The organism is Gardnerella sp. KA01000, from assembly GCF_049244035.1.
GTDB lineage: Bacteria > Actinomycetota > Actinomycetes > Actinomycetales > Bifidobacteriaceae > Bifidobacterium > Bifidobacterium leopoldii.
Genome location: NZ_CP058367.1, coordinates 176,582 through 194,565 on the forward strand (window position 1 = coordinate 176,582; position 17,984 = coordinate 194,565).

A 17,984-nucleotide genomic window follows, 5' to 3' on the forward strand; every position below is an offset into this window, starting at 1 on the left:
TTCCTTAAAGAATGTCTCGTCTTTTTCTTTTTAATATTGGAGCCTTTTGTTGGCTCTTCATTGAAGTTTTTCGTGGAGGGTTCGATTCTGGCTCAGGATGAACGCTGGCGGCGTGCTTAACACATGCAAGTCGAACGGGATCTAGTCAGCTTGCTGACTGGTGAGAGTGGCGAACGGGTGAGTAATGCGTGACCAACCTGCCCCATGCTCCAGAATAGCTCTTGGAAACGGGTGGTAATGCTGGATGCTCCAACTTGACGCATGTCTTGTTGGGAAAGTGTTTAGTGGCATGGGATGGGGTCGCGTCCTATCAGCTTGTAGGCGGGGTAATGGCCCACCTAGGCTTCGACGGGTAGCCGGCCTGAGAGGGCGGACGGCCACATTGGGACTGAGATACGGCCCAGACTCCTACGGGAGGCAGCAGTGGGGAATATTGCGCAATGGGGGAAACCCTGACGCAGCGACGCCGCGTGCGGGATGAAGGCCTTCGGGTTGTAAACCGCTTTTGATTGGGAGCAAGCCTTCGGGTGAGTGTACCTTTCGAATAAGCGCCGGCTAACTACGTGCCAGCAGCCGCGGTAATACGTAGGGCGCAAGCGTTATCCGGAATTATTGGGCGTAAAGAGCTTGTAGGCGGTTCGTCGCGTCTGGTGTGAAAGCCCATCGCTTAACGGTGGGTCTGCGCCGGGTACGGGCGGGCTAGAGTGCAGTAGGGGAGACTGGAATTCCCGGTGTAACGGTGGAATGTGTAGATATCGGGAAGAACACCAATGGCGAAGGCAGGTCTCTGGGCTGTTACTGACGCTGAGAAGCGAAAGCGTGGGGAGCGAACAGGATTAGATACCCTGGTAGTCCACGCCGTAAACGGTGGACGCTGGATGTGGGGCCCATTCCACGGGTTCCGTGTCGGAGCTAACGCGTTAAGCGTCCCGCCTGGGGAGTACGGCCGCAAGGCTAAAACTCAAAGAAATTGACGGGGGCCCGCACAAGCGGCGGAGCATGCGGATTAATTCGATGCAACGCGAAGAACCTTACCTGGGCTTGACATGTGCCTGTCGACTGCAGAGATGTGGTTTCCCTTCGGGGCAGGTTCACAGGTGGTGCATGGTCGTCGTCAGCTCGTGTCGTGAGATGTTGGGTTAAGTCCCGCAACGAGCGCAACCCTCGCCCTGTGTTGCCAGCGGGTTATGCCGGGAACTCACGGGGGACCGCCGGGGTTAACTCGGAGGAAGGTGGGGATGACGTCAGATCATCATGCCCCTTACGTCCAGGGCTTCACGCATGCTACAATGGCCGGTACAACGGGATGCGACATGGTGACATGGAGCGGATCCCTTAAAACCGGTCTCAGTTCGGATCGTAGTCTGCAACTCGACTACGTGAAGGCGGAGTCGCTAGTAATCGCGAATCAGCAACGTCGCGGTGAATGCGTTCCCGGGCCTTGTACACACCGCCCGTCAAGTCATGAAAGTGGGCAGCACCCGAAGCCGGTGGCCTAACCCTTTTGGGATGGAGCCGTCTAAGGTGAGGCTCGTGATTGGGACTAAGTCGTAACAAGGTAGCCGTACCGGAAGGTGCGGCTGGATCACCTCCTTTCTACGGAGTTTTTGTGCACGCTCGGTTGAGTGTGGTTACTGGTGTGGAAAACAGTGGTTAACGTTTTATATGAGTTTGTTGGGCATGCTTTTGGGTTCCCGGATTGCCACCCCCCTTGTTTTGGGGTTGCGGTCCTTGACTCACAGGATTTCAGGTTGATGCTTTTTGAGTGTTGATGCTGGTTTTGTGGTGTTGTGGTGGTTTGAGAACTGGATAGTGGACGCGAGTAAAATGCGAGACTTTTTTGGTTTCGATTTTTTTGCTTTTATCAATTTCAACCGGCTCCTTTTGTTGGAGTCGCTTGATCGTTTTGTGATCGTTTAGTGTGATGATTTTTTGTCTAGAGAATTTTGCTGATGGGTTCTTACTTTAGTGTTTGTCACTGGTAAGGGCGTATGGTGGATGCCTTGGTAGACAGGACCGATGAAGGACGTGACGGGCTGCGATATGCCTCGGGGAGCTGCCGAGTGGGCTTTGATCCGAGGATTTCCGAATGGGGAGACCCGGCCACTGTTATGAGTGGTCACCACAGTTTTTGTGGGGGGTACGCAGGGAAGTGAAACATCTCAGTACCTGCAGGAAAGGATACTCCGTGAGTAGTGGCGAGCGAAAGCGGATCAGGCTAAACCGGGTGCGTGTGATAGCCGTCAGGTGTTGCGCATTCGGGGTCGTGGGATGGACTGTTCAGCCTCTGACGGGGTTGAGGAGAGTGATAAAATGTCGTGCTAGGTGAATGGGATTGAATTCCCAGCCGTAGAGGGTGATGGCCCCGTAGCTTGTCGTGCGATGTCTCTTTATGTTTATTCCCAAGTAGCGCGGGACTCGTGGAATCCCGCGTGAATCTGCCCAGACCGTTGGGTAAGCCTAAGTATTCCTGTCTGACCGATAGTGTACTAGTACCGTGAGGGAAAGGTGAAAAGCACCCCGGGAGGGGAGTGAAATAGTTCCTGAAACCGTGCGCTTACAATCCGTCGGAGCCTTCTTTGTGGGGTGACGGCGTGCCTATCGAAAAATGAGTCTGCGAGTCAGTGGTATGTGGCGAGGCTAACCCGGGTGGGGGAGCCGTAGCGAAAGCGAGTTTTAAAAGGCGTTTGAGTCGCATGTCCTGGACCCGAAGCGGGATGATCTAGCCCTGAGCAGGTTGAAGCGCGGGTAAGACCGTGTGGAGGACCGAACCCACCTAGGTTGAAAACTGGGGGGATGACTTGGGGTTAGGGGTGAAAGGCCAATCAAATTCCGTGATAGCTGGTTCTCTCCGAAATGCATTTAGGTGCAGCGTCGTGTTATTGCTTACAGGGGGTAGAGCTACTGGATGCTTGCGGGCCCATACCGGGTACCAATAGCAGCCAAACTCCGAATACCTGTTAGGTTTATCACGGCAGTGAGTCGGCGGGGGATAAGCTCCGTCGTCAAAAGGGAAACAGCCCTGATCGTCGTCTAAGGTCCCGAAGCGCGTGCTAAGTGGGAAAGGATGTGGAGTCGCATAGACAGCCAGGAGGTTGGCTCAGAAGCAGCCATCCTTGAAAGAGTGCGTAACAGCTCACTGGTCTAGTGGTTCCGCGCCGACAATGTAGCGGGGCTTAAGCACGCCACCGAAGACGCGGCTGCATGAATTTTGTTCATGCGGGGTAGGAGAGCGTCCTGTATGGGGTGAAGCGGCAGTGTGAACTTGTCGTGGACTTTACAGGAGTGAGAATGCAGACATGAGTAGCGAGAGACGGGTGTGAATCCCGTCCGCTGAATGACTAAGGGTTCCGGGGCCACGTTCGTCGTCCCCGGGTGAGTCGAGTCCTAAGGCGAGGCCGACAGGCGTAGTCGAATGGATGAACGGGTTGATATTCCCGTACCGGTGTTACACCGTTCGAACTGAATCTGAGAGTACTAACCTTCATTTTCTTGTTGATTGCCTTTCGGGGTTGTTGATAGGTTTGTGTTGGGACTGTATCGGTAGTAGGTTAGCGTGGGAGTGACGCGGGTAGGTAGCCGGCTGCGGAGGTGGTTTTCCGTGGCTAAGCGTGTGGGCTGTCTCCTAGGTAAATCCGGGGGATGTTAAGCTGAGGCGTGATGGGTAGGCTGTAAGGCTGATTCCGGTGATCCTGCTTGCCAAGAAAAGCTTCAACGTGAGGTGTGATTCCGCTCGTACCCTAAACCGACACTGGTGGTCTGGTAGAGTATACCGAAGCGATCGGGCGAATCCTGGCCAAGGAACTCGGCAAATTACTCCCGTGCCTTCGGCATAAGGGAGACCCCTGATGGTGATATGGTTTTACATTGTTGAGCTGTTGGGGGTGGCACAAGCTAGGGGGTAGCGACTGTTTACCAAAAACACAGGAGCGTGCGAAGGCGTAAGCCGCTGTATACGCTCTGACGCCTGCCCGGTGCCGGAAGGTTAAGAGGATCCGTTAGCTTCGGTGAAGCGGTGAATTTAAGCCCCGGTAAACGGCGGTGGTAACTATAACCATCCTAAGGTAGCGAAATTCCTTGTCGGGTAAGTTCCGACCTGCACGAATGGCGTAACGACTTCCCCACTGTCTCGGCCAGGAGCCCGGCGAAATTGCAGTACGAGTAAAGATGCTCGTTAAGCGCAGAAGGACGAAAAGACCCCGGGACCTTTACTATACCTTGGTATTGTCGTTAGGTGTGGATCGTGTAGCATAGGCGGGAGGCTGTGAAGCGTGGGCGCTAGCTTGCGTGGAGTCGACAGGTGAAATACCGCTCTTTCCATATCTGGCGTCTAACCTCGACGCGTTATCCGTGTCAGGGACAGTGCCTGGCGGGTAGTTTAACTGGGGCGGTTGCCTCCTAAAGAGTAACGGAGGCGCTCAATGGTCCGCTCAGCCCGGTTGGCAATCGGGTGTTGAGTGTAATCGCACAAGCGGGCTTGACTGTGAGACTGACGGGTCGAGCAGGGACGAAAGTCGGAGATAGTGATCCGGTGCCGGCGTACGGACGTGGCATCGCTCAACGGATAAAAGGTACCCCGGGGATAACAGGCTGATCATTCCCAAGAGTCCATATCGACGGGATGGTTTGGCACCTCGATGTCGGCTCGTCGCATCCTGGGGCTGGAGCAGGTCCCAAGGGTTCGGCTGTTCGCCGATTAAAGCGGCACGCGAGCTGGGTTCAGAACGTCGTGAGACAGTTTGGTCTCTATCCTCTGCGCTCGTTGGAATGTTGAGGAGACCTGCCCATAGTACGAGAGGACCTGGGTGGACGAACCTCTGGTATGCCGGTCGTCACGCCAGTGGCGCTGCCGGTTAGCTACGTTCGGAAGGGATAACCGCTGAAAGCATCTAAGCGGGAAGCCTGCTCCAAGATAAGCATTCCTTGCACTTTAGTGTGTGAGCCCCCATGTAGAACACGTGGTTGATAGGCTAGATGTGGAAGCCCTGTAAGGGGTGGAGCTGACTAGTACTAACGGGCGATGGTGACATTCTTCCTCACTTTTACTAGTGGGGAGGGTGAGTTCCTTATGAGTATTATTCTTCTAGCGTTAATGAGTACTGAATGTTTTGCTTAACGATCAGTTGATAAAAGAGTTTTTACGCGCGTTCATGTCCGGTTCCCTAACCGCCACGTGTTGCCACTCAATGGTTTTGAGTGTATAATCTAGTTTTGCGGTGGTCATGGCTCAGGTGAGACGCCCGGTCCCATTCCGAACCCGGAAGCTAAGGCCTGACACGGCGAGGGTACTGCACTCGATAGGGTGTGGGAGACTAGCACGCTGCCGCATTATTTTTCTAGCGGGGAGTTTTTTACTCCCCGCTTTTTTCATACTCGCATACTGTTCTTTCGTTTTCGTATACTGTTATCTGTAATCCTTCAAACGGGGGCGCGACGACCTGTCTGAGCGCTGCGATTTAGCGCGCGAAGGCAATTCGGAGCGGAAACTCGCTTAAGTTGGAAGTCCACTGGACTTCCAACGCGAGTTTCGTAGCGAGCACGTATAGTGCGAGTGTCGTCTCGCAAATGGAGCAGATGTTGACGTTAAACCCCCAAAGCTCATACCACATTTAATACTTAAAAGTCCAACAATTTATTTGATATTATTTATAGCAAAGCATGAGATGCATTTTCATGATATATGCGTATCAATATTGTTAGGAGATGATGTATGAAATGTACAAGTTGCGGAATGGAGTCTTGGAATGACTTCTGCCCATACTGCGGATCAAAATTAAAGGTCGAACAATCAACAGCAGCTTCGACTTTTGAGCAAAATATTCCTGTTCCGCCGCAGCAACAGAATCTCACTGTTCCAGCAGCTACAGGTTATGGCAGCATGCATGCCAAAAAGAAAAAGCCAATTTATAAAAGATTTTGGTTTTATTTACTCAGCATAATAATAATTGTTGTTGCAATATGCGGATTCTTGAATATTAAAAAATTAGATAACGGCGTTGTTATTAATTGGAATGAGATGGTTTTAGGCTCAGAATTGCCAAATCCTCCATCTAACATGGGTAAAATCATTGAAAACTCTTCTGAAGAAATGAATGTTGATATAAACAATATTTCTGCCAAACAGTTTAATGATTATATTAAAGCTTGCAAGGATAAAGGATTTACTGTAGATTCAAAAACTGATTCTACAGAATATTCTTCTTATAACAGTGAAGGCTATAAATTAAAATTGCTTCGTTATGAAAGCAATAATCAGCTAAGTATCGCGCTGAATGCGCCGATGGAAATGTCTCCAATTACTTGGCCATCGAGTAAAGCAGCTAATCAATTGCCTGTACCAAAATCTATATTCGGAAAGTTCTCATACGAAAATGAGGATAGCTTTAAAGTTTATATTGGTAACACTAGTAGGGAAGATTATGAGAAATATGTGAAAGCTTGCTCTGATAAAGGTTTTACAGTTGACTACAGCAAGAAAGATGATTTGTACAATGCGAAAAATAATTCAGGTTGGGATTTGTCATTAGGATACGAAGGCAATAATATTATGAGCATTAGTATCAGTGCTCCAGATAACGAGTCTAAAGACAGTGATGATTCCAATAAGTCTGATGCGAAGAAAGATGCCGCAAAGGCTGCTCCAAAGCAAGCTACTCCAAAAGCTGAACCAAAACCTAAAACTAACACGAAGCTTGTTAATGGATTGCGTAGTGATTTCAAAGCGGCAATGGATAGCTATGAAACAGTTATGGACGAATATGTTGCGTTCATGAAAAAGTATAAGAAAAATCCAACTGATAAGACTATTCTTAATGAGTACTCTGCGTATTTAGATAAATATAATGATGCAGTAAAAAAGTTCAACAATTGGCATAGCAAAGATTTGAACTCTGATGAGCTTAATTATTATGTTGATGTTCAAGCGAGAGTTTCTAAGAAACTTATAGCTGTGTCTAAATAGTATTAACTATATTTGCTTGCAAATGTAGCGATAATAGTAGGGGTCAATGTTCTAAAATATTGACCCCTACAATTATTTTGTAAACTGCTTACAATTTACAATTTTGTTTACTCTTATTTTGCATGTGCAAAATTTGAAAGTCTTGCAGCTTTCTTTTCTTTCTTTTTTATGACAATTCCAACTATTGAGCAAACTATTACAGCCACTGCCAACGGCGTATAAAGGTAATATGTAAAGCCAAAAGTATAATTATCTGAAGGAAGTGCATGACGGCTTACTGCGTCATAATTCATAAGAAGTGATGCAGCTGCCAAGATGAGTGCAAATACAATATTTGCAACAGGCTTATTTAAAAGCGTAAACAATAGTATAAGAAGTATAGATGCGATTAGTGCAATTATGAGAACAACATTTATTATTGCTTCATTCTTGAGCCAGTCATTTCCATGAGAATTATTAGCAAGGCAGAAATATAACCTAAGATTTTCTAACATCGATAAATCGACAGCGTCAATATTTTTAAAACCTATTTCTTTTGCAAACAAGATGTCTGGATTTGATGTCAAAAAATTCCTGTATTCTCCGTACGATGAAGAATATGGCAGAAGCAATCCAATTAAAGCAATGCCGCTAAAAATAAGATTAACAATCTGGTGAATTTTTATTTTTTTCATATTTTCCTACCTATAAGACTATTTAGAGTTGTTAATTTGTTTTTTTTTGTTTCAATATTTTATCAGTAAGATTTAAAATTTGCCGCAAGGTAGTGATTAAATGATGATAGTCGGTGCAGAAGCAAGTGAGCTTTGAGTATTCTTTGAATATTGAGGTATTGCGCCGATCGCAATTGGGCCAGCAATTGAGTTGATAATTGGGCTATCAATTGAAATAAAATCAAGCAATTAAGAATGCGGAATATTGTAACTAAAGCGATTATGCTATTGCAGTAGAGCTATTTGCAATAATGCTGTTAGCAGTAATGCTATTTGCGATTATTCTGTAAATTTCATACAAGGAGTAGGTATGAATAAAGCCCTTATTAACATTGATTATACGAATGATTTTGTGGCAAGCGATGGCTCTCTTACTGTGGGCGAGCCTGCGCAAAAGCTCGAGAAGCGTATTACTGAGATTTCGCAGGAATTTCTTGACGCCGGTGAGTTCGTGGTTTTTGCGATTGATACGCACCATTTGAACGATCCGTATCATCCTGAAACTAAGCTTTTCCCACCTCACAATATCGCAGGAACTCACGGCCAGAAGTTATATGGCACGCTTGGTGATTTTTACGAAGCAAATAAAGATAAAAGCAACGTTTATTACGTTCATAAAACTCGCTACTCTTCGTTTAATGGCACGGATTTGCTGATTAAGCTTCGCGAACGTCACATTGAAGAGCTGCATTTGGTGGGAGTTTGCACGGATATTTGCGTGCTTCACACTGCTGTCGATGCGTATAATCTTGGATTCAAGATTGTGGTTCACAAGGATGCCGTTGCAAGCTTTGATCCTGCAGGTCACGAATGGGCTTTGCGTCATTTTAAGACTTGCCTTAATGCTGATATTGTGGAAGGCTAAAAGTTGCTTTTAAAAAATATTAGATAAATATTGAATAATTATTAAATAATCGACGCTGGTTGCTTTGAGCTGCCAGCGTTTTTATGTATTCGGAGTGTCGACTTGCTATTAATGAGAATCATTATTATTATTAATAGACGTTGTATGGATATCTTCAATAGTCATTCGTGAAAGAAGAGCGCGAATAGGCGAAATAGAGAAGATGAAGTGTAGAGAGCGAAATAGTAATTATGACTCAGGTCATTAGGAATATTGTGAAACGTGCTTTTGCAATGGCAAGTGTTGCAATACTTGCCATTGCCGTGCTCGCATCAGGATTTAGTGCAGCTTTACCGGCAGTTGCATTAGAAAATGGTAATCCTGCTGAAAAATACGATCCTACAAAAAAGGAAGTGCTAAGTCACGGCCATACAGACGTGTTTTACCCAATTCAATACAATGGTAAATTCATTATGGCCGTCGAAAAAGACGCTGCTACTTTCTTAAAGCCTGAAAACACTACTTTGCGCGTAGCTAAAAGCACGTACACTACAAAATCGCAACTTCCTGCTCTCGCTACTGAATACTACTATCTCGATAGTTCCGGAAATCAAAAAGGGAACCCTCTTTTCCCGGGTTGGGACACAGGTTATGCTGCATCTTTAGTTGGCGCATCTCACGCAGATGATGCAACAGCAGATATTGCAATTCAGCAAGTTACTGGACCAATGAACGGGCGCATTCTGCTTTGGACTACCGATGGCATTGGAAAAAATTCGAAGAAATTATCATTTGAAGAGAATGATTTAGACGACGAACCTGATACTGATGGCAGTCGATTTATGCTACCTGGCGTAATTCACCAACATACTGCTGGCCACGTGCATGCAAACTGGGGATTTACGCAGCCTGGCGTTTACAAGCTAAAAGTAGCAGCAACTATTACAAATAAGAACACTAAGAAGCAGATCACAACCGAACCTGCAGAATACACTTTTGAAGTAGAAGATACATATTCAGGCGAAGTACCTGCTTCTGGCATTACGGAAACGCTTGATTTGCACCGTCGCGGTGATTTTATTAATCCTGACGATGATGAAGAAGCGCACGAAGCTTCCAAAGATCATAAAGACACAGATAAAGACGATGGCGGCGATATGCGCATCGGCAATATTCGTGATTCCGGGCCTCATCCGCATTATCATTCATACGAAGGTTATGGTGGTTTAGACTTAAAAGTAGTTAACAAACCAAAGGGTGCTCGTATTGAGTGGAGATATGTGCGTGCTGACGAAGGTCCTGACGCGTATGGAACCACTCTTTTTGCTGAGAGATTGCAGCTTCCGGCTGAGCCTGCAATGAACAAGATGAAAGTGTATGCTCACGCAACTGAAGGTGAAACGCAAGTTGGCAAAGATACTGCGTCTGCAACCATCGCCGTTGAAGATCACGGTGCCGACGGACATCCTGTAGTAAAAGCAATTGCTCCTTATAAGCGTTTCAAACCAGGGGATACTTTACACGCGAAAACAGTATTGCTTAACCCTCATGTTGCAACCGACGGTGTTACCGGTGCGCCAATTGACGATCCGACAAGTCCAGTAACTTCCATTGTTAAAGACTATGTTTGGTTGATGAAAAAGGAAGGAGAAAGCGAATTTAAGCGCATTCCGGGTGCTGCAAGCAGCAAGTTGGAGCTAAAACTTGATGCGTCAATGCAAGGTGCAACGATTCGTCCTTCCTTAGTTTTAAAGAACGGTGAACTTTACCGTAATAAAATGTTTGATGAGTTTTGCGATTATGTTATTGAGATGAAAGGTGTTCCTCACTCTCATAACCATGATGGCGATGATGATCAAAGTGGTTCTGATTCTGAAGATGATGAGAACCCTCACGGGAAAAAGCACCATGAGAAGCGTCATAATAAGCGCAAAAATAAGACTAAGCATTTCGCTGGTGGAAAGAACTTTTTGAAAGGCGTATTCGGCGGCACTGCAAATTCGGGACTATTTGGATCTAGTTCTAATGGTGGATTCCAATTCGAATCTAATTTCTTTAAGAAATCCAACAGAAAATTCAAGCGCACAAAGAAGAATCGCAATAAGACTAACCGCACTAATCGTAAGAATAATTCTAAAAATAATACGCAAAGTGGTGCTAGTTCTGGTTCTAGTTCTTTTACAAGAACAGAAAATTCAAGCGGAACATCGTTACATAATTCATCGCGACGAACTTCTGGCGGAACTCATACTAAGAACAAGAGCTCTAAGAAAAGTGGACAAACTATTCGTAATTTCGTGAGAACAGATAATAATTCTGGCAATAAGTCCAAAAATAGTTCTGTCAATAACTCTGATTTTGTTAAGAATACTGAACGCCATGCTTTGCAAGGTGCAAGGCAATACAACGAAGAATCTGATGAAGTGTATGAAGATGATTCAGATGATACAAAAGGTGATAGTTCCTCGACTAAGTGGGTTGCGGTCGCAGCTTCAGGTGCGAGCGTCGGCTTATGCACAATAACTGGTGCATGCGGTGCTTTGGTACGTCCTAGATTGAAATTGTTGTAAATAGTATTCGTATTATTACTAGAAAGTTTAAATAATGAATTACAAACAAAATGAAACATTGCAAGTAAAACGAAAGCATGCATATTCTACTGCGTTGCTTGCGCTCATATTTTCTTTAGTAACTTTGGTTGCATCTTTATGTGCACCAAATCCAATGCAAGAAACTGCTTATGCCACTGAAGGCAATCAACCAGTTATGATTCAAGCAGGTCATGCTGATTTTGGACCAACGCTAATCGACGGCAAATGGAAATTGAAGATTCGCGATGATACTGGTGATGAACCAGTGTGGCGAGACCCAGAAAATGTGGTATTTAAATTAGGTGGCAATTCAATAATTCCTATGCCTGATGACGCTGCCTACAGTTTTATTGGCGAAAAGCCTGGAACGAAGCTGTATGTTATTCCACAAACTCAGAATCCTGATGTGCCGTGGCTTGGTTGGAATACGCAGGAAGGTGGCGTGCTTAACGAGCTCGATCGTGGTGCAAACCTTTCGCTTGAAGGAGTAAGTGGTCCAGGCAAATTGCATGTTTACTTAGAAAATGGCAATAACAATCCACAGCAGCTTTGGGATAGTACTAAAGGTTATCCGCAAAACAGCTGGATTGAAACTAACGCTCATACTCACGTGAATTGGGTGTTTTCTAAGCCTGGAATTTATCATGTGAAGCTTACTTTTTCAGGAAAGCTTAAAAACGGACGCTCTGTAAGCGATACGCGTGTTCTTAATTTTGCGGTTGGAGATAATACTGATCCTAATGCTGCTTTAGGTACGGGTGCTGCTGCTGGAGCAAGTGGCGACGAAGGTAATGAAGAGGATCAAGATGAAGAAGACAACGATGAATCCACAAAAGATGAAACTAACAATCATCACAAACTCCTTCGCAACAAGCATAAGCATTCTCACAAAGTATCTGAAAAAAGTGATGATACAGCTTTAGTTCTTCAAATTGTAGGTATTTTTGTGGCTATTATTGCCGTAATTATTGTGATTTTTGTGCTAATAGCTGTAGTTAAAAGTAAGAAAGCACGAAATCTTGCGCTTGCTAAGCAAGTTTCTGCACAAGCTAATCAACAGTATGCAAATAATGCAAATTTTGTGAATAATGCAAATGGCGACAGTACTTTGTCAAATCTAGTGCGTGACCAAGAAACGACAGTAATGTCACCAATTAATAATTCTCAATATTCTCAATCAGACAATATGCAATCTGATGGTACTCAGTGGAAATAATGGTGTGACGAAAATGGTTCGTAATAGTATAAAGAAATTATCTCGCGCTTTGTTGGTGGGCGTGTGCTTGTGTGGCATGATGATGGGAACTCCCGCAGCTTTTGCTGACAATGGCAGTGACGCAACTGTTGTAAGTGGAAAGAAATCTTCTAAAGATTTTACCGCCATAAAGCAAGCCAATTTTAAAGCGTGTACGGCTGCTCGCTTAGATAAAACTGCTTCATCACAACCTGCGGCTGATAGTAAAGCTGCAATGTGCCACGCATATAAAGGTCATACTGACGTTTTTGCAACTTTCTTTGATACTACAAGCAAGCGCATAGTATTAGGCACCTTGGGTGATGCGTTTGAAAGTGAAGATCATGATGGCACTCGTTATGATACGAATCGACTTATTTTTGAAGTCGGTTCTAAAAACATCATGCAGCTTTCCAAAGATGAGAATGATCCGATAATAAAAGAAATCTACGCAACAACTCGCGAAGGTGTAGTCTGGTTCTTTGATCAATCTGGAGCTGGAAATACTGGTGCATTATGGCCTGGTTTAGATACTAGACCGTTATATGAGGGAGCTGGTTCTACAAAAGTTAACCCAACAGTCAAACTGTCATTAACTGGTATCGAAGCACCTCACAATGGCGAAGTTTTTATGTACACTCGCAGCGGTGACGATTATGAGAAAATGCTCGGCTCTGCTGAAAACTGGCCAAAAGATGTTGACATCACTGAGACTGGTGGCAAGCATTCGCACATGTATTGGTCTTTTAACCGTCCTGGTGTGTACAAGTTAAAAATGAAAGCTACTGCTACCGTTGGTGACGAGGAGCAAAGTTCTGAGCAAGACTATACATTCCACGTCACTAATCATGATGTAACAGCTGGGGATTTTGCTGATTATGATGGCGCATCTTTTGATGGTGATGAAGATGGTGAAGATGACGAAGAAGATTCAGATGATAATGACGATTCTCAAAGTGAGGATCACAGTATTAATGTGCAACAAAGTAACGGATCTTTCTTCATTAACGGTAACAACAACACTGTGTATGTGACTCCATGGCCTGGAGCAAAAATGCAACAACAAGGACTTTTTGGAAGTAATAGAGGACTTTTTGGAAGTAATAACGGTGGTCTTATTCATGGGGAACATAACGCGAAAAGCGGAAAGCAAGATTCTCAAAGTCAGCAATCTACTTCGACAAAGTTCAAAGACATCAAGGGTGACAAACTCGTTATAGACCACGGTCATGTTGATATTGCTGTATATACTGGCGATTCAAATAAAGTTGATATGGCTGTGCAAGAAGATGTGACAGGAAGCCACGTCTTTAGAGACCCGGATACAGTTGTATTCGCAGTTGGTGATGCTGGTAAAACTAACGGCGTGTATCGTATACCGCAAACACAAATTGATGGTGTGCCATGGATGGGTTGGAATAATCAGTCTATGAATCCGCATAAGCCAACTCAATTGAGCCTAACAGGAGTTGAAGGTCCTGGAAACGTACGTGTTTGGATGTTTGGAGGCTTGGGTGGCGGAGATCAAGAGATTTTCTCTACTCAAGGAGCAACAGATTATACGATACCTGCAAATACGCATGCTCATGCGAATTGGGATTTCGACAAACCTGGATATTACACATTGCAATTCCAAGCTTCTGACGGAAATTCTACAGTAACTCGCAATATTCACGTTGCTGTTGGTGTAGATCCACAAGAAACACCAATGGGCTCTGCTGGCGGTGTTGAAAACAATGAAGAAAAGGACACCAAAAGCAAAAAAGGTGGACCTTCTGCACCTCATAATCCAGCAAAACCTGCTAATTTGCCTCATTCTGGCGGCAATCATGGCAGCCGTGGAATCGGTTTTGTCGGTGGCGGAAATTCTTTTGTTGGAGGTCGTGGTTTTGGATCAAACAATTCACGTTCTGGAAAACAATTGCCAAGAAAAGCTAAAAAGCATAAAGGTCTTGTTTCAAAAATTAGTAACAAGAGGCTCGCTAAAAGTTTGTACCGACAGAAGTTGAACGATAATGATGATGTTGTGAAGTCTGAAGCAAAAGGCGTAACAGGATTATTTAAGCGAAATCCTTTACTTGCTTATTCGCTTCTTGCTGGTGGAATTATTGCTGTGCTTGGCGTTTTGGGTGCAGGGATTTGGTATCTCTACAATCGCGGACTTATTAACTTCAACTGGCTGTTGCGCTATTAGTAGTAGGAGTGTGTGAGGGTGATTCATAGGCCCAGAAGAGTAAAGCAAACTTTGTTTTCTTCGATTGGTGCAATTGCAGTCGTCGCGCTTATTTTGCCGCTTTCTGCTTGTGGTAGTGCTAATGGGAATCGTGCAGGACATCGCGATGGTCGCATTAATGTAGTTACAACTACAGGCGTTTTGCGCGATATGGTGGCGAATGTAGCAGGGGATGCTGCAAATGTGAGTTCAATCGTACCTGATAATGCAGATCCGCACTCTTACGAGCCGCGATTGCGTTCAATCAGAGACGTTGTGTATGCGGACGTGGCTTTTAGTAATTACATGATGCTTGAGGAGCATGGTGTTATTACTGCTTTAGATGCGAATTTGCGAAAAGGCGTGCCGAATGTGCAACTTGCTGAAGAAAGCGTGAAACATGCGGCGGATATTATTCCAATGGTCGAAGATGTGTCGTTGGACACTATTTGGCTTGGTCTTGCTACAGAACGCCAAACTTCGCAGACGGTTGAGGAAGCTGAAGATACTAAAGAGCAACAAAAATCTCAAGAGAAATCTGATAAGTCGCAGTCTTCTCAGGTTTCTCAATCTTCGCAATCAAACGCGCCTTCCACTGTAACGAAAGAAGGACGCGCTACTGTAATAAAGCCAAAAGCATACAACATGAAGCGTTCGGACAGGATCCGCTTAACTGCAACTAAAGTAACTGGTCCTGGTTCGCTTTTCGCTTACCTTACTGGCACTTTTGGAAGTGTAGAAACTTACGTTAATTCAGCAAACGGGATTAACGATGAAGATCATGTGGATTTGCCTGCGGACGCGCACACGCATTTAAGTTGGGCTTTTAGTAAGCCAGGAGAATACACTCTCGGTTTTCACGCAGATATGCTCAATGCTCAAAACGAGAGGGTTGCAAGTTTAGGAAACGCAACTATGCGTTTTGCTGTTGGCATTAACGCGCAGAAATTAGCGAAAAAGCGTGGAGCTAGTGTAGTCTTGAATCAAGGCCATGCAGATTTGGCTTACGATTTAGCTAAACGCGGATTTTTGTACAGAGTTGACACTTTGCAAGAAAAGCGGTCGGTTGCGCCAAAGCGCGTGTATTATGAGCCGCGAGATGTAGTAGTAGAAGTGCCGACTAATGCTTTAAAAGAAATTCCAGCTGAACAAGGCTATAGATTCCTTGGATTTGCAAGGCAGAAAATTTATCAACTTCCACAAGCTGTTCTTGGAAAACATGTTCACGGAGATATTGATCCGCATTTATGGCAGTCAGTGAAAAACGGAATTGCTTATGTGCGCACAATAGCTGACCGCTTGTGTGAAGTCGATCCTAAAAATGCTCGCAAATATCGCGCAAATGCGGACCGATACATTAACAAGCTATTAGATGTAGACGCGTATATGAGGCAAAAAGTGGCGTCAATTCCAAAAGAGCGTCGCAACTTGGTTACAACGCATGACGCTTTTGCATACTTAGGTAAAGCTTATGGCGTAAATATTGCGGGATTTGTAACAATCAACCCTTCAAGCGAGCCAAGCGTGCAAGATAGGCGCAGACTTTCGCAAATTTTGCGCGACTTGGAAATCCCTGCAGTGTTTTTAGAGCCGAATTTAATTTCTCGCTCGTCTGTGCTTAAAGAGCTTGCGTCTGAAGCGCATGTGAAAGTTTGCCCAATTTATGGTGACGCTTTCGACGCAAATGTGCGAACTTACGCGGATATGATGCGAGCTAACGCGGATTCTTTAGCGAAATGTTTGAAGTGAAAGTGTTAAAGGTAGTAAATATGGAAGAAAATGCAGTAATTTGCGCACACAATTTGAATATTTCGTACGGGAATCGCGCTGTGGTAAAAGACGTTTCTTTTACCATTAATAGTGGCGAATTTGTGGGATTGCTTGGTGCAAACGGTGCCGGTAAAACAACGCTATTTCGTGCAATTATGGGTTTGATTCCACATACTGGAAAACTCGAAGTGCGTGCTCCTCATATGGAAGGTGTAAAACTTAATTCTCGCGTATCTTACGTTGGGTATGTGCCACAACGTCACGATATTGCGTGGGATTTCCCACTTTCTGTTTTAGATGTAGTGATGATGGGTAGGATTCGTCATATTGGTTACGTTCGCCGCGCTAAAAAAGAAGATTACGAGATTGCATTAAACTCGCTTGAGCGCACAGGAATGGCTGATTTCCAAGATCGCACGATTGGAGAACTTTCTGGAGGCCAGCGGCAACGTGTGCTTGTTGCTAGAGCATTGGCTGGAGAGCCGCGTTTGCTTCTGTTAGACGAACCGTTTACTGGACTCGATATGCCTACTCAGGAGCTGCTTACCGATTTGTTCTTGAAATTGTCTGCTTCTGGTGAAGCAATTCTCATGAGCTCACACGATATTATTGGCTCAATTAACTCATGCTCGAGAATAATGCTATTTGATGGCACTATTGTGGGCGACGACGATCCGCAACATTTGCAAACAGAACAGTGGGTACAAACCTTCCACGTAGCTCCGCAAAATCCGCTTATTAAAGCAGTTGAGCGCGTAATTGGTAAGGAAAGTGTGGTAAAAGAGTAATGTTATCTCCAATAGAATTTATACAAGATTTAACAAATCCTGACCTTTGGTTTTTGCTAAAAGCGCTTATTGTAGCGTGCCTTTCTAGCGTAATTTGCGGTGTAGTTGGATGCTATGTAGTGCTTAGAGGAATGGCGTTTATTGGAGATGCTGTAGCTCACTCAGTATTCCCAGGACTTGCTATAGCCTTCGTATTGCAAGGAAATCTGCTATTTGGAGGAGCACTCGCAGGAGTTGCAACCGCGCTAATCGTATCTATTTTTAGCCAAAACCGTAGGCTTCGCGAAGACTCATTTATTGGCGTATTTTTCGTATCTGCTTTCGCTCTTGGAATTGTGATTATTTCTAAAGCATCTGGCTACGCTGGATCCTTGGAATCCTTCTTGTTTGGCTCGATTACAGGTATTCCTGATTCAGATATTGCTGTTGTTGCTATTACTGGTTTGATTATTTTGGCTATATTATGCATGTTCCACAAAGAGCTTGTGTGCGTATCGATGGATCGAGAAACTTCGCGCGCAATGGGATTGCCGGTTGCATGGCTAGATGGAATGTTGTACGTGTTAGTGGCTATCGCTGTAGTTGTTTCCGTGCAAATTATTGGAAACGTGCTTGTGCTTGCTCTGCTTGTGACTCCTGCTGCAACTGCGCGACTGCTTACTGATCGGCTATCTAGGATGATGGTTTTAGCTCCTGTTATTGGTTGCGTTTCTTCGATTGTTGGAATGTATATTTCGTGGAGCTTTGATACAGCAACGGGCGGAACAATTGTGCTCGTAGCAACCGCTCTCTTTGTGCTCGCTTGGGCGTGCTCTCCTAAACATGGGTTGATTGCAAAAGTAGGTCGTAGCGTAGGTTTATAGCATGCTGC

General features: G+C 45.0%; 9 protein-coding genes and 3 rRNA genes. 11 read left to right on the forward strand and 1 reads right to left on the reverse strand.

What is annotated here, in order from left to right; genetic code table 11:
• The first annotated feature begins 69 nt into the window (after positions 1-69).
• The 4 genes from HXT58_RS00705 to HXT58_RS00720 all read left to right on the forward strand — a co-directional run bounded on the left by HXT58_RS00705 (position 70) and on the right by HXT58_RS00720 (position 6,961).
• A 16S ribosomal RNA gene (locus HXT58_RS00705) occupies positions 70-1,596 on the forward strand.
• Positions 1,597-1,971: 375 nt separating this feature from the next.
• Positions 1,972-5,033: ribosomal RNA gene (locus HXT58_RS00710) — 23S ribosomal RNA — on the forward strand.
• A gap of 179 nt (positions 5,034-5,212) precedes the next feature.
• Positions 5,213-5,329 (forward strand): 5S ribosomal RNA (rrf, locus tag HXT58_RS00715).
• Together the 16S, 23S and 5S rRNA genes form the textbook arrangement of a ribosomal RNA operon.
• 381 nt (positions 5,330-5,710) lie before the next feature.
• On the forward strand, positions 5,711-6,961 hold the full coding sequence (locus tag HXT58_RS00720; protein ID WP_415706111.1) for a DUF6591 domain-containing protein: 1,251 nt from the start codon (positions 5,711-5,713) through the stop codon (positions 6,959-6,961).
• A 113-nt stretch (positions 6,962-7,074) separates the two neighbouring features.
• Here HXT58_RS00720 and HXT58_RS00725 read toward each other — a convergent pair whose 3' ends face one another.
• Positions 7,075-7,635 carry a hypothetical protein gene (locus HXT58_RS00725; protein ID WP_117009052.1) on the reverse strand — a complete coding sequence of 187 codons (561 nt, stop codon included), beginning with the start codon at positions 7,633-7,635 and terminating at the stop codon, positions 7,075-7,077.
• A 349-nt stretch (positions 7,636-7,984) separates the two neighbouring features.
• Here HXT58_RS00725 and HXT58_RS00730 point away from each other — a divergent pair, with 349 nt between their 5' ends.
• The 7 genes from HXT58_RS00730 (at position 7,985) to HXT58_RS00760 (ending at position 17,976) form a co-directional block, all read left to right on the forward strand.
• Positions 7,985-8,539, forward strand: coding sequence for a cysteine hydrolase family protein (locus tag HXT58_RS00730; RefSeq protein WP_415706113.1), 555 nt, complete (start codon positions 7,985-7,987; stop codon positions 8,537-8,539).
• A 230-nt stretch (positions 8,540-8,769) separates the two neighbouring features.
• Positions 8,770-11,088 carry a choice-of-anchor M domain-containing protein gene (locus HXT58_RS00735; protein ID WP_415706114.1) on the forward strand — a complete coding sequence of 773 codons (2,319 nt, stop codon included), beginning with the start codon at positions 8,770-8,772 and terminating at the stop codon, positions 11,086-11,088.
• 34 nt (positions 11,089-11,122) lie between these two features.
• Positions 11,123-12,325 (forward strand): choice-of-anchor M domain-containing protein, encoded by a 1,203-nt coding sequence (locus HXT58_RS00740; protein ID WP_415706116.1) that lies wholly within the window; start codon positions 11,123-11,125, stop codon positions 12,323-12,325.
• A 13-nt stretch (positions 12,326-12,338) separates the two neighbouring features.
• On the forward strand, positions 12,339-14,537 hold the full coding sequence (locus HXT58_RS00745) for a choice-of-anchor M domain-containing protein (RefSeq protein WP_004118549.1): 2,199 nt from the start codon (positions 12,339-12,341) through the stop codon (positions 14,535-14,537).
• Positions 14,538-14,588: 51 nt separating this feature from the next.
• A complete protein-coding gene (locus HXT58_RS00750) occupies positions 14,589-16,304 on the forward strand; it encodes an anchored repeat ABC transporter, substrate-binding protein (RefSeq protein ID WP_004118551.1) in 1,716 nt (571 codons plus the stop codon).
• A gap of 20 nt (positions 16,305-16,324) precedes the next feature.
• A complete protein-coding gene (locus HXT58_RS00755; protein WP_004119642.1) occupies positions 16,325-17,113 on the forward strand; it encodes an anchored repeat-type ABC transporter ATP-binding subunit in 789 nt (262 codons plus the stop codon).
• A complete protein-coding gene (locus HXT58_RS00760; protein WP_064340515.1) occupies positions 17,113-17,976 on the forward strand; it encodes an anchored repeat-type ABC transporter permease subunit in 864 nt (287 codons plus the stop codon). The genes HXT58_RS00755 and HXT58_RS00760 overlap by 1 nt, the downstream gene beginning before the upstream one ends.
• Positions 17,977-17,984: the final 8 nt, after the last annotated feature.